The organism is Flavobacterium sp. HTF, assembly GCF_003105115.1.
In the GTDB taxonomy this organism is placed as follows: Bacteria; Bacteroidota; Bacteroidia; order Flavobacteriales; family Flavobacteriaceae; genus Flavobacterium.
Genome location: NZ_QETH01000009.1, coordinates 1 through 14,033, shown reverse-complemented (window position 1 = coordinate 14,033; position 14,033 = coordinate 1). Strand labels below are relative to the sequence as shown.

Annotated in this window: 11 protein-coding genes and 3 tRNA genes; 7 read left to right on the top strand and 7 right to left on the bottom strand. The window is 34.5% G+C overall.

Features of this window, described 5'->3' with window-relative positions; all coding sequences use genetic code 11:
- Positions 1–79: 79 nt before the first annotated feature.
- Positions 80–1,876 carry a translational GTPase TypA gene (typA, locus tag DCO46_RS04390; RefSeq protein ID WP_116751364.1) on the bottom strand — a complete coding sequence of 599 codons (1,797 nt, stop codon included), beginning with the start codon at positions 1,874–1,876 and terminating at the stop codon, positions 80–82.
- A gap of 168 nt (positions 1,877–2,044) precedes the next feature.
- On the opposite strand from typA, the gene DCO46_RS04385 reads away from it, so the two are divergent.
- Both DCO46_RS04385 and DCO46_RS04380 read left to right on the top strand, forming a co-directional pair.
- Positions 2,045–3,757, top strand: a complete 1,713-nt coding sequence (locus DCO46_RS04385; RefSeq protein WP_116751363.1) for a PAS domain-containing protein — start codon at positions 2,045–2,047, stop codon at positions 3,755–3,757.
- Positions 3,758–3,762: 5 nt separating this feature from the next.
- On the top strand, positions 3,763–4,179 hold the full coding sequence (locus DCO46_RS04380; RefSeq protein ID WP_116751362.1) for a response regulator: 417 nt from the start codon (positions 3,763–3,765) through the stop codon (positions 4,177–4,179).
- Between the two features lie 208 nt (positions 4,180–4,387).
- Here the strand turns inward: DCO46_RS04380 and rpsT are convergent, their stop codons facing one another.
- The 5 genes from rpsT to proS form a co-directional block, all read right to left on the bottom strand.
- Positions 4,388–4,639: a 30S ribosomal protein S20 gene (gene rpsT / locus DCO46_RS04375; RefSeq protein WP_089052957.1), complete on the bottom strand. Its 252-nt coding sequence runs from the start codon at positions 4,637–4,639 to the stop codon at positions 4,388–4,390.
- Positions 4,640–4,792: 153 nt separating this feature from the next.
- Positions 4,793–4,864 (bottom strand) — tRNA-Glu (locus DCO46_RS04370).
- Between the two features lie 41 nt (positions 4,865–4,905).
- A tRNA-Glu gene (locus DCO46_RS04365) sits at positions 4,906–4,977 on the bottom strand.
- A 40-nt stretch (positions 4,978–5,017) separates the two neighbouring features.
- Positions 5,018–5,089, bottom strand: a tRNA-Glu gene (locus tag DCO46_RS04360).
- A gap of 78 nt (positions 5,090–5,167) precedes the next feature.
- Positions 5,168–6,646 (bottom strand): proline--tRNA ligase, encoded by a 1,479-nt coding sequence (proS, locus tag DCO46_RS04355; RefSeq protein WP_116751361.1) that lies wholly within the window; start codon positions 6,644–6,646, stop codon positions 5,168–5,170.
- Positions 6,647–6,747: 101 nt separating this feature from the next.
- Between proS and DCO46_RS04350 the strand changes: the two genes are divergently transcribed.
- The 5 genes from DCO46_RS04350 (at position 6,748) to DCO46_RS04330 (ending at position 12,329) form a co-directional block, all read left to right on the top strand.
- Complete coding sequence (locus DCO46_RS04350) at positions 6,748–7,770, top strand: hypothetical protein (RefSeq protein WP_116751360.1); 1,023 nt, start codon at positions 6,748–6,750, stop codon at positions 7,768–7,770.
- A 50-nt stretch (positions 7,771–7,820) separates the two neighbouring features.
- Positions 7,821–9,323 (top strand): OmpP1/FadL family transporter, encoded by a 1,503-nt coding sequence (locus DCO46_RS04345; protein WP_116751359.1) that lies wholly within the window; start codon positions 7,821–7,823, stop codon positions 9,321–9,323.
- A 165-nt stretch (positions 9,324–9,488) separates the two neighbouring features.
- Entirely contained in the window at positions 9,489–10,802 is a 1,314-nt protein-coding gene (gene rimO, locus DCO46_RS04340) for a 30S ribosomal protein S12 methylthiotransferase RimO (RefSeq protein ID WP_116751358.1), read from the top strand.
- 39 nt (positions 10,803–10,841) lie between these two features.
- On the top strand, positions 10,842–11,390 hold the full coding sequence (locus DCO46_RS04335; protein WP_116751357.1) for a hypothetical protein: 549 nt from the start codon (positions 10,842–10,844) through the stop codon (positions 11,388–11,390).
- A gap of 33 nt (positions 11,391–11,423) precedes the next feature.
- Positions 11,424–12,329: an N-acetylmuramoyl-L-alanine amidase gene (locus tag DCO46_RS04330; protein WP_116751356.1), complete on the top strand. Its 906-nt coding sequence runs from the start codon at positions 11,424–11,426 to the stop codon at positions 12,327–12,329.
- A gap of 359 nt (positions 12,330–12,688) precedes the next feature.
- Here the strand turns inward: DCO46_RS04330 and DCO46_RS04325 are convergent, their stop codons facing one another.
- Positions 12,689–13,759 (bottom strand): outer membrane beta-barrel protein, encoded by a 1,071-nt coding sequence (locus tag DCO46_RS04325; RefSeq protein ID WP_116751355.1) that lies wholly within the window; start codon positions 13,757–13,759, stop codon positions 12,689–12,691.
- Positions 13,760–14,033 lie beyond the last annotated feature (274 nt).

Below are 14,033 nucleotides of genomic sequence, written 5' to 3'. Positions count from 1 at the left end.
CTAAGCAAAAAAAATCCCAAACTCCATTTCCGAGGCTTCGGGAGGAATTTGGGATTTTTATATTGAAATTTAAATATACTTAGAATTTAAATCTTTTTCTATCAGTTTCCGTTAGATAAATCTTTCTTAAACGAATAGATTTTGGAGTAACCTCTACATATTCATCTTTTTGGATGTATTCTAAAGCTTCCTCTAATGAGAAAATAATCGGAGGAATAATTCTCGCTTTTTCATCATTTCCGGAAGAACGAACGTTAGATTGTTTTTTCTCTTTCGTTACGTTTACACACATATCATCACCACGAGAGTTTTCTCCAATTACCTGACCTTCGTAAATTTCGGCATTTGGTTCAACAAAAAACTTACCACGATCCTGTAATTTATCGATAGAATAAGGAATAGCTTTTCCTTTTTCCATAGAAATCAATGAACCTTTGTTACGTCCGGCAATTTCTCCTTTGTAAGGCTCATATCCAATAAAACGGTGTGCCATAATAGCTTCACCAGCTGTTGCAGTAAGCAATTGGTTACGCAATCCAATAATTCCACGAGATGGAATATTAAATTTCACGATCATACGGTCACCTTTAGTTTCCATACTCAACATTTCACCTTTACGCATAGTAACAAACTCTACCGCTCTACCTGAAAGTGATTCTGGTAAATCGATTGTCAATTCCTCAATTGGCTCACATTTTTTACCGTCAATTTCTTTGATGATAACTTGTGGCTGACCAATTTGCAATTCGTAACCTTCTCTTCTCATTGTTTCAATAAGAACAGATAAGTGAAGTACTCCACGGCCAAAAACCATGAATTTATCAGCAGAATCAGTTTCACCTAACTTCATCGCTAAGTTTTTCTCTAATTCTTTTGTCAATCTTTCTCTAATATGACGAGAAGTTACAAATTTACCCTCTTTACCAAAGAAAGGAGAGTCATTAATTGTAAACAACATACTCATTGTAGGTTCGTCGATATCAATCGTTTTTAGACCTTCAGGGTTTTCAAAATCAGCAATAGTATCACCAATTTCAAAACCTTCAACCCCAATGATTGCACAAATATCTCCGGCAATAACTTGAGCTACTTTTTTACGTCCAAGACCTTCAAAAGTATGAAGTTCTTTGATACGCGATTTAGATACAGTACCATCTCTTTTTACTAATGAGATTGGCATACCTTCGTTAAGAACACCTCTTTCAAGACGACCAATAGCGATACGACCTGTAAAAGCAGAGAAATCTAAAGAAGTAATCAACATTTGTGGTGTTCCTTCAGAAACTTTAGGAGCAGGTACATTGTCAACAACCATATCCAATAATGCTTCAACATTATCAGTTACGTTTTCCCAATGATCAGACATCCAGTTATTTTTAGCAGAACCATAAACTGTTGGGAAATCCAACTGCCATTCTTCAGCACCTAATTCAAACATTAAGTCAAAAACTTTTTCGTGAACTTCTTCAGGAGTACAGTTTTCTTTATCAACTTTATTGATAACTACACATGGCTTAAGACCTAAATCAATAGCTTTTTGTAATACAAAACGAGTTTGTGGCATTGGACCTTCAAAAGCATCCACTAGCAAACATACACCATCGGCCATGTTCAATACACGTTCTACTTCACCTCCAAAATCCGCGTGGCCAGGAGTGTCAATAATATTGATTTTTGTTCCTTTATATTGAACTGATACGTTCTTAGAAGTAATAGTAATACCTCTCTCACGCTCTAAATCGTTATTATCAAGAATTAAATCACCTGTGTTTTCGTTGTCACGAAATAATTGACAGTGATACATAATTTTATCAACCAAAGTGGTTTTACCGTGATCGACGTGGGCAATAATTGCAATGTTTCTAATAGATTCCATCTGTGATTTTTAATGGGTGCAAAGGTACACTTTATTTTGATATAAAAAACGTTTCTGTGATAGTTTGCGTATAGACAAGTAATTAGTTGATTAAATCAATGTAAATTTGACCATCAAATTCAGTTTTAAATATTGTTTAATTATGGTTAATTTAACTATATTTGAGTAATGAAAAGTAAAACTGTCCAAATTACTCTAATTTACATTATCATTTCGTTATTTATGGCTATAGTCTGTCATAAGTTACTCACCATCTTCATCACTTCCAAAGAAAATTTTTATTTGTTTTTCATAAAAGACATTACATTTATATCAATTACAGGATTGATTTTTAGATACATATTGTCAAAAAATGAAAACAAAAATGTTGTAGTTTTTGAAAAACTGAGACAAACCAATGAAGACATTAAAGAATCTAACGAAAAATATGACATTGTAGCCAAAGCGACAAGTGACACGATTTGGGACTGGAAAATACAAGAAGACAGCATCGGATGGAATAAAGGAATTGAAAGTGTTTTTGGATACAAACAGGAAGAGGTTGGAAATACGTCAAAATGGTGGTTTGATAAAATTCATCCTGAAGACAGTATTAGAATGTCCATCAAACTTTATTCATTTATTGAGCAAAAAACAGAAAAATGGCAGGATCAATATCGCTTTAGATGCGCCGACGGATCGTATAAATATGTTTTGGACAGAGGTTTTCTGCTGAAAGATGAAAATGGAAGAGCAATAAGAATGATTGGGGCTATTCAGGATATTACCAAACAAAAAGAAGAAGAGCAAAGATTGAAACTTTTAGAAACCGTAATCACACAATCTAAAGATTCGATATTAATTACAGAAGCAAATTCTGCAAACGGAAGAATTCCTAAAATAGTTTATATAAATCCTGCTTTCTCACAAATGTCAGGCTATCAGCCAAACGAAATTATTGGTAAATCAACTAATATTTTTAACAAAGGCCCAAATTCTGACTCAGAGGAATTAAAAAAATTATTAAGAGCAATCAAAAACGAAGAAGAATGCCTTATAGAAGCGATTAGTTACACCAAACAAAAAGAAGAGTACTGGGTTCGATTTTCAATGATTCCTATTTTTAATAATGAAGGAGTAATTTCGCACTGGATTTCTATTCAGAGAGACATTACTGATGAGAAAAAACTAGAAACAGAAAAAGAACATCTTATTCGTGAATTAACACAAAACAATAAAGACTTAAAGCAGTTTTCTTATATAACATCACATAATTTGCGCGCTCCTTTATCTAATCTTATTGGACTGCTCAATCTTATAGAAGATATTCCGATTGAAAATCCGGAACTGCAAGAAATTCTGACCGGTTTTAGCAAATCAACACATTTACTAAACGAAACAATTAATGATTTGGTAAAAGTGATTATAATCAAAGACAACCCTTCAATGCAAAAAGAAGAAGTTTCTTTAAAAGAAGTTTTTGAAAATGTCTTTAGCCAGTTATCATTTCAAATAGAATTACATAAACCAATTATCAAACTCAAATTTGAAAGAGTTCCGTCTTTAAACATTAATAAAGCCTATATAGAAAGCATCTTGCTTAATTTGCTGACTAATTCAATCAAGTACAAATCTGAAAACAGAAAATTAAAAATTTCGATTACTGCTGAACAAATTGACCACACAGCAATTCTTACTTTTAAAGATAATGGAATCGGAATTGACTTAGAGAGAAACCGTGATAAGGTTTTTGGGCTTTATCAAAGGTTTCACAACTATCCTGACAGTAAAGGACTGGGGCTGTATCTGGTAAAATCACAGGTAGAAACAATGGGCGGAACAATAAGCATAGACAGCGAAGTCAATAAGGGAACAACATTTACAATAACATTTAAAAATTAATTAATATGCTTGAGCAAATTTTATGCGTTGACGATGATCCTATCACGTTAATGCTCTGCAAAAAAGTAATTTCAAAATCATCATTTTCAAAAGAAATTATTACGGCGCAAAATGGCGAAGAAGCATTGCATTATTTTAATACTCTTAAATACAACAACAATAAAAACACAGCAAATAAAAAACCGGAATTGGTTTTTCTAGACCTAAATATGCCTGTTATGGGCGGCTGGGAGTTTCTGGATCATTTTACTTCATCTGACTATTCAGAATTCAACACAGCAAGCGTAATCGTATTATCCTCTACAATAGACCCCGATGATTTAGCTAAAGCAAAAAGATATCCAATTATTATAGATTTCCTTTCTAAACCAATTACCCAGGCTATGCTTGAATATCTTAAAAAGAAAATAGATCTTAAGTAATCGTTTTTTCTTTTTGAGATCATAACAAAACTCCGGCTTCAGGTAATTCCAAATATAAAAAAAACCAGATTTCAATATTTATTTTTTATTGAAATTTGGTTTTTATTTTAACAACAAAGTTTCTTTTCTTTTACAGGAATCTAATTCCATTATAAACAAAAAAAGTCCTCAAAAGAGGACTTTTATATATCTATTCAATTGTTGTTAATTACAATTTAGCAACGTGCTTAGTTAATTTAGACTTCAGGTTAGAAGCTTTATTATCATGAATGATGTTCTTTTTAGCTAATTTATCAATCATAGAAATTACAGTTGATAATTTTGCAGTAGCATCAGATTTATCAGTAGCTAATCTTAACGCTTTAATAGCATTACGAGTAGTTTTATGCTGATATCTGTTAAGAACTCTTCTTTTTTCGTTACTTCTGATTCTTTTTAATGCTGACTTATGATTTGCCATTTTTTTTAATTTTAGATGTAATAATTGTTATAATACTAGTTAAAAAAGAAAAACCTCCCACAATTGCAAAACAATCACTTTGGTTTTAACTAATAAAATAAAGACCGAGACACCAGTTTTTATTTTATAAAACTTATTCACAACTAATTTTTGTAGTCTGTAAGGGAATCGAACCCCTGTTACCAGGACGAAAGCCTGGAGTCCTAACCCCTAGACGAACAGACCAGCGTCTTCTAAGTTCTCTTCAATCTAAATGATCAAAATTGTAGTCCGTGGGGGAATCGAACCCCCCTTACCAGGATGAAAACCTGGCGTCCTAACCGATAGACGAACGGACCAAAACATCAAGCTAAATAACTTAATTCGCAGAAAAAAAAGTAGTCCGTGGGGGAATCGAACCCCCCTTACCAGGATGAAAACCTGGCGTCCTAACCGATAGACGAACGGACCGTGTTTCTCTAATGCGGATGCAAAAATACAACTATTTTTAAGATGTACAATAGCTGATGCAAAAAAAATTAAAAAAAATTAATATGCCTTTGCAAACAACACTCTTTTCGCAGAAGGATTCCCAGTAAATACGCAGGTTCCCGCCTCTTCTACTGCATCCAAAGGAATACAACGAATTGTTGCTTTTGTTAAGTCTTTTATTTTTTCTTCAGTAGCAGCAGTACCGTCCCAATGAGCCGATACAAAACCACCTTTTCCATCTAATATTTCTTTAAACTCCTCAAAACTATTTACTTCCGTAATATGTGTATTACGATAATCTAATGCTTTATTAAATAAATCGTTTTGGATCTGTTCTAACAAGTCATTTATATAATTTACGATTCCTTCACCAGAAACAACTTCTTTTGTCAAAGTATCACGCCTTGCAACTTCAAAAGTTCCGTTTTCTAAATCTTTAGGACCTACAGCAATTCGGACAGGAACTCCTTTTAATTCCCATTCAGCAAACTTGAATCCTGGTTTCTGAGTTGTTCTGTCATCATATTTAACCGAAATTTTCAGTTTTCTTAGTTTCGCTACTAATTCATTCACTGCTGTTGTGATTTCACCTAATTGCTCATCCGTTTTATGAATAGGAACTATTACCACTTGTATAGGCGCTAAATTTGGAGGAAGGACCAATCCCTGATCATCAGAATGTGTCATTACCAAAGCCCCCATCAAACGAGTTGAAACTCCCCATGAAGTTCCCCATACGTGTTCCTGTTTCCCTTCAGCATTAGCAAACTTTACATCAAATGCTTTTGCGAAATTTTGACCTAAGAAGTGCGATGTTCCAGCCTGAAGCGCTTTTCCGTCCTGCATCAATGCTTCAATGCAATAGGTTTCATCAGCACCGGCAAAACGTTCCGTCTCAGTCTTTATACCTTTAACAACCGGAATAGCCATGAAATTCTCAACAAAATCGGCATAAACGTTCATCATTTTTTCAGACTCCTCTAAAGCTTCTGCCTTTGTAGCATGCGCCGTGTGCCCTTCTTGCCATAAAAATTCCGCAGTTCTCAAAAACAAACGGGTACGCATTTCCCAACGCACCACATTAGCCCATTGATTGATCAACAGAGGTAAATCCCTGTAAGATTGCACCCATCCTTTATATGTAGACCATATGATAGCCTCACTAGTTGGCCGAACGATAAGTTCTTCCTCCAGTTTTGCATTCGGGTCAACCATTAATTTTCCAGGTTTATCCGGATCATTTTTTAATCTGTAATGTGTCACAATAGCACATTCTTTCGCAAATCCTTCTGCATTCTTCTCCTCAGCCTCGAACATGCTTTTTGGCACGAATAGAGGAAAGTAAGCATTCTGATGTCCTGTTTCTTTAAACATTCTGTCAAGCTCAGCCTGCATTTTTTCCCAAATCGCATATCCGTATGGTTTAATAACCATACATCCTCTAACTCCTGAATTTTCAGCTAGATCTGCTTTAACAACCAGCTCGTTATACCACTTTGAATAATCTTCTGATCTTGTAGTGAGGTTCTTACTCATATTGAATAGTTTGGCACAAATTTTGTTTTAATAATTTTAACTAAATAGTTTGACAAAACTAACTATTTTTGTAATGTGCAACAATAAAAAACACCACAGATATGAAAACTTCTATTTCTCTTCGCCGAAACTCAAGTCTTTTTTACTTTACTGGATTACTGAGTTTTCTAGCAGTATCGTGTGGTTCTTACCAAAATACATCATATTATGATAATGACGGAGTTTATGGTAGCAGACCAAACACGTACGCACAAACAAATACCTCAAACACTAATAATCAATATAAAGATTACTTTAAATCTTTACAAGATGACGATCAGCCAACTGAAATTTTTACAGATGTAGATAATTACAGTAATTATCCTGAAAACGACAGTACACAAACAGCAGCAGTTGCTTATCCTGCATGGGGAAGCAGCAATTCTGAAGTTTCCGTAAATCTTTACTCAGACCCAACATGGTCATTCGGATTTGGATTTGGATATCCTTATTACGGATGGGGTTATGGATACGGTGGTTATGGTGGCTATTGGGGATACCCTGGATATGGATGGGGTTATTCCGGCTACTGGGGACCTGGTTACGGATGGGGATATCCAGGATACTGGGGCGGTGGTTATTATGGATACAATAACTATTCTTACAGTTATGGAAGAAGAGGTTCTGCGGCTTATTATGGAGGAAGAAATTATACCTCAAACAGAAGTTATGCCTCAAACAGAAGCTACAGTGATAGAAATTTCACAAACAGAAATTATACCAACAGAAGCTATACAAACAGAAACAGCTATAACACAAACAGAAGAAGTGAATATACTGATTTTAGAAGAGGTTCTTCTGTAAATGGCAGAGCAACAAATCCAAGCTTTACTAACAGAAGAAGCACTACACAAGGAAACAGCGGTTATGATTATTCTAACAGAAGATCAAGCAATAGCTCTACCACGACCACAAACAGAAGTTACAACTATAATAACGGCGCAAATAACAATTCATCAAGAAGCTACTCTCCTAGCCCATCACGCTCATCAGGCAACAGCGGCGGAGGAAGCGTGAGATCATCAGGCGGCGGTGGCGGCGGAGGAAGATCTTACGGCGGCGGAGGCGGTGGAGGAAGAAGATAATTTTCTTTTTCAGCCAATCCAATCCTTAAATCATCTAAAATTCAATCAAAATGAAAAAAATATTATTCCTTTTTATAACAGGACTATCTTTTAGCGTCTCACATTCTCAGGAAGTTTCTGATGCTATGCGTTATGCACAGGACAATTTAACAGGAACCGCAAGATTCAGGGCAATGGGTGGTGCCTTTGGAGCCGTGGGTGGTGACTTGTCTGCACTAAGCGTCAACCCTGCAGGATCTGCTGTCTTTTCTAACAATCAGGTTGGAATAACTTTAAGCAATCAAAATATCAAAAACAACTCTGATTATTTTGGAACTAAGACAAGCGAAAAAGAGAATTCTTTTATTTTAAACCAGGCAGGTGGTGTTTTTGTTTTCCACGACAGAAGCCCGAATAGCAATTGGAAAAAAATCGCTATTGGAGCAACTTATGAAACTACAAACAATTTCGACAACAACACTGTTTCTTTTGGAACAAACCCAACACATTCTATAGATGCTTATTTTTTAGATTATGCCAATGGAATTCCATTAGGCAATGTAACAGGAATTGACTACAGAGATCAGTTTTACGATGAGCAGCAAGCCTATTTTGGGTATTATGGGCATGTAATTAATCCTAACTCTGAAAACGACAATAATACAGGGTACACGACAAACGTTCCTGCCGGAGGCGATTACTATCACGAAAACGAAGTTAATGAAAGAGGATACAACAGCAAAGTAAGCTTTAACATCGCTACTTCATACCAGGACCGTATTTATTTAGGAGCAAACCTTAATTTTCACGTTACTGATTACAGAAGATCCAGCAGTTTTTACGAAGACAACTTTAACGATCTTCTACCTGGTTACACTATATCAAGTTTGCGTTTTAACAACGAACAATATACTTACGGAAATGGATTTTCTTTTCAGCTTGGAGCAATCGCTAAAGTTACAGAATCTTTCCGTCTTGGTTTAGCTTATGAATCAAATACATGGTACGAGCTGTATGATGAAATTTCACAAAGTTTATATACTACACTGGAGGCTTCTACAGGACCACCAACAAATTACTCAGTAAATCCAGACACTATAAATATTTACGATCCTTATAAGCTACAAACTCCGGGGAAATTTACTTTTAGCGGAGCATATGTATTTGGAAAATCCGGTTTGATTAGCATTGACTACTCGATTAAAGATTATAGCAATACAAAATTCAAGCCTACAAATGATGAAGTATTCAGAAGATTAAATAGCGACATGAGCGATAATCTTACCACTGCAGGAGAATTGAGAATTGGTGCAGAATACAAAATCAAACAATTAAGCTTACGTGGCGGATATCGTTTTGAAGGAAGTCCTTATAAAAATGGAACTACAATTGGCGATTTAAACAGCTATTCAGGTGGTTTGGGTTATAATTTTGGCTCTACAAAATTAGATTTGGCTTATTCTTATTTAGAAAGAAAATCAAATCAGGGATTTTTTGAACGCGGATTTACAGACGGAGCAAACATTTCATCGAAACTGAATAATATTTCTTTGACCTTATTATTTGAATTGTAATTAAGAATAAATAGATGAATGAAAATTTCCGTCAGGTATTATAACCTGGCGGATTTTTTTTAACCCTAACCAGTCAGATTTCCTTCATAAAAAACATCTAAAAGAAAAGGAAACAAGCGGTGTTTGAATAAAAAAGTGTAATTTTGCACTCCAATTTATAAAAGTATGAGAACCAAGTCTTTAAAAAAGAACAAAATTAACGTAATCACTCTTGGGTGTTCAAAGAATGTATATGATAGCGAAGTCCTTATGGGACAGCTTCGTGCAAATGGAAAAGAGGTTGAACACGAGGCTCCTGCAGAAAGAGAAGGAAACATTATTGTAATAAACACTTGTGGTTTTATTGATAATGCCAAAGCAGAGTCGGTTAACATGATTTTGGAGTACGCAGATAAAAAAGACAAAGGAATTGTTGATAAAGTTTTTGTGACAGGATGTTTATCTGAGCGTTACAGACCAGATTTAGAAAAAGAAATTCCGAACGTAGATCAATATTTTGGTACAACTGAATTACCACAATTGTTGAAAGCTTTAGGAGCCGATTATAAACATGAACTACTTGGAGAGCGATTAACGACAACTCCAAAAAATTATGCTTACCTTAAAATTGCCGAAGGCTGCGACAGACCCTGCAGTTTCTGCGCGATTCCATTGATGCGTGGTTCTCATGTTTCACAACCAATTGAAAAATTAGTAAAAGAAGCACAAGGTCTAGCCAAAAATGGTGTTAAGGAATTAATTTTAATTGCACAGGACTTAACTTATTATGGTCTTGATCTTTATAAAAAGAGAAATCTTGGCGAATTACTGGAAGCTTTGGTAAAAGTAGAAGGTATTGAGTGGATTCGTTTGCATTATGCTTTCCCTACAGGTTTCCCAATGGATGTTTTGGAAATCATGAAACGTGAGCCTAAGATTTGTAATTATATTGACATTCCATTACAGCATATTTCAGATTCAATTTTGAAATCAATGCGTCGCGGAACAACTCAGGCTAAAACAACACAGTTATTAAAAGATTTCCGTGCAGCCGTTCCCGGAATGGCGATCAGAACAACATTAATTGTTGGCTATCCTGGCGAAACTCAGGAAGATTTTGAAATCTTAAAAGATTTTGTTCAGGAAATGAAATTTGACCGTATGGGATGTTTTGCTTATTCTCATGAAGAAAATACTCATGCTTATTTACTTGAAGATAATGTACCGGATGATGTAAAGCAAGCAAGAGCAAATGAAATTATGGAATTACAATCTCAAATTTCATGGGACCTGAATCAGGAAAAAGTTGGAAAAGTTTTCAAATGTATTATTGACAGAAAAGAAGGTGCTCATTTTGTGGGAAGAACAGAGTTTGACAGCCCTGATGTTGACAATGAAGTCCTGATTGATGCATCAAAATATTATTTAAAAACAGGTGATTTTGTTAACATTAAGATAATTGAAGCAACAGAATTTGATTTATACGGAGAACCTGCTTAAATTTACAATATATATTGCTAACTTTTGATACATACTTTTATGAAGTCTATTCAATCTTTTATTCTTTTGGTTTTTACCTTATTATGCATGAACACTGTTTCTGCTCAATACGGAAACGGATATAACAATGGTTATGGCGGAGGCGGTTACGGAAGAGGCGGCGGAATGGGAATGGACAGAAGCATGATGCAGGGTCCGCAAAGCTCACCAAGTAAACCTAAAGAAGTTCCTGCTGAAGAAACTGCCGCAAAAATTGTTGAGCAAATGAAACCGGAAGTAAAACTTGATGAACTTCAGGCTATTGCAATTACGAATGTTTTGGCTGACAGTATGAGAGAACAAGGTGTGCTGTTGAAAAACGAAAGCAGCAGCCAGGATGAAAAAATTGAGCAAATGAAAGCTTTAAGAGAAAGTACTAATAAAAAAATTACAGCTTTCCTTAATCCGGATCAGATTGAAAAATATACCAACTTTATGGATAATTTCAAAGAGATCAAAAAAACTAAATCAAAGTCTAAAAAGAAAAAAGACACTAAAGAAAATAAGGAAATAAAAGAAGACACAGAAACAGGAAAAGTTGCTGAATAATTGTCTAAACTTAATTCCAAAATGTAATTGATTATGATTAAAAAACATTTTTGTTATCTGCTTTTGGCAATTATTATAACTTCCTGCTCTACCAATCCTTATAAAAAGACTGAGAAAGTTTACGACCAACAGCTTAAAACCTTAGAAAATCAAATTACCAGTAAAGAAGCCCAGCCAATTCCTTCTGTGAGTCCGTTAGTTATTGACACAACGTATGCACGACAATTAGGAATTGTAAAAGATACTTTATCAAAGACAGGTTCAACAGCTTTATTAAATGGTATTAACACAGAATGGGTTGGTACCGTGAATTTCAATTTGAGAAAACCAAGCTTTGTTGTTATTCATCATACTGCACAAGATTCTATCCAGCAAACAATAAATACTTTTACAAAAACAAAAACACAGGTGAGTGCTCATTATGTGATTTCGGAAAACGGAAAAGTGGTTCAGATGCTTAATGATTATTTGAGAGCGTGGCATGCCGGAGCATCTACGTGGGGGAAAAATACTGATATAAATTCGAGTTCTATCGGTATTGAACTGGATAATAACGGTTTTAAACCTTTTACGGAAGCGCAAATTAGCAGCTTGGTTGCTCTTCTGACAAAATTGAAAAAAGATTACAACATCCCTACTCAAAACTTTTTAGGACATGCTGATATAGCTCCGGGCAGAAAACAAGATCCAAGCGCGTTATTTCCATGGAAGACATTAGCTGAAAAAGGATTCGGAATATGGCCGGATGAAGTTTTAGAAGAAGCTCCTTTTGATTTTAAAATAGAACCTGCTTTACGTATTATTGGCTATAACACCAAGAACTTAACAGCAGCGATACAGGCTTTTAAATTACATTATATACAAACTGATGCCACTTCTGTTTTAGACAGAAAAACTATAGATACTATTTATTCTATTTATAAAAAGCAGCTTCAATAGTATTATTCAAAACATTAATATAAAAACGCATTTCTAACTTTAGAAATGCGTTTTTTTTTATACAGATCACGTGGGTGGGCGAAATAGATTATGGTATTGATTTTTTCAAATTACTCGTAGATTGTGTTTGCTTTATCGAATTACTTGTGAGCATTCTTCGTTCCTCAGAATGACAAGATTGTGTTTGCTTTGCCAAATTATTCATGACGACTTCCCTCGTTAAATCTTAAATCTTAAATTATAACTTATAACACTCAACTCTTACCTCTTACTCTTAACTTCTAAAAATAAAAAAGCTGCCAGAACATTTGATGTGTTCCGACAGCTCCAAAAAAAAAAAAAAATATCAATCTTTATCTCTAGAAAGAGTATGTTGTAGCAAGTAGGGCAAAAAACGATCCGCCTGTCGGAAGAGCATCACTGTCTGCAAAAATATCTTCAGAAGCGGCGTCATATCTTAACTCAGGAATAATTGTCAAATTACCAACTTTATAATTTAATGAAACTGTATTAGCAAATACACTTGATCCGTTTAAAGTTCCAAGATTTAGAGCATCTTTAGCATCAAAATATTCAATTCTGTAAGCCAGACTTAAAGTTTCTTTGAAGGAATAATTAGCATATCCTACCACAGAAAACCATTCACCATCTAATTCGCTGTCAAAATCATTTTTTGATTTAGCATAAGTAGCATTAAATCCAAGCCCGAAACTATCACTTATTGATTTTGAAGCTACAAAATCGAACTGCGTTTTATTTTCGTCAGATACCGGATTAGCACTTCCTGATGTGAAATTCAAATAAGCACTTCCTGTTTCACCTATATATCCCAATTGTCCTATATAGGTTTTTTGATTAGTACCGGCATCCATAGCTGATTTAAAATCAGTCGGGTTTGTTATACCAAGCATAGCTGTAAATTTTCCTGATGTATATTGCGCCTTTACACCAGTATTAAAAAATGGTCCGTATGAAAAAGCATATGACATGCTGTAGTTTTTATTATCTACCGCATCTAGTAATTCATACCCTATGTGAGTACTGAAACTACCGGCAACTACTTTAAACTTGTCTGTAATATCATACGTGAAATACAATTGTTTAATTAAAAATTTTGCTGTAATATCTTTATCTGTTGTTTCATTATATGAAAATTCTCCTGCTCTTTTTCCGAAACCTAAGTCTACAAAAACAGATCCTTTTTTGAATGAATGAGAAGCTTCTATGGACGCCATTCCTAATTCGAATGAATCTTGTGAGTTGGTAAAGCTCGTTAATCCATTCAGTTGTTTTGAAAAATCATATTTATAATACGCATCAGCAGATCCTGCGAATGTGGTTGCTGGGGCTGTAGTCGTTTCACTATCTTCCTGGGCAAATACAAAAGAACTGGTTAACATCGCGGCTAAAATGTGAAATACTTTTTTCATGTTTTAAATTGGTTTTTAGTTATTAATTGATTCTGGTTAGTTAATCTTTTATATATCTATTTAATAGTATAAGTCATTTCTAAAACCTCAAATTCACCCCTTTTTCCTCTTCATTTTCATTAGCGAATTTATTAACTTTTGTGTGAGTAGAAGAATTGAAAACTGCTTTTTTAAAGATTTAAGGCAAGAATTACGGATTACAAAAATTAACTTCTTAATAATCACTATTTGACATTTATACTATTTTATTTTTGAAAATTCAATAACACTAATT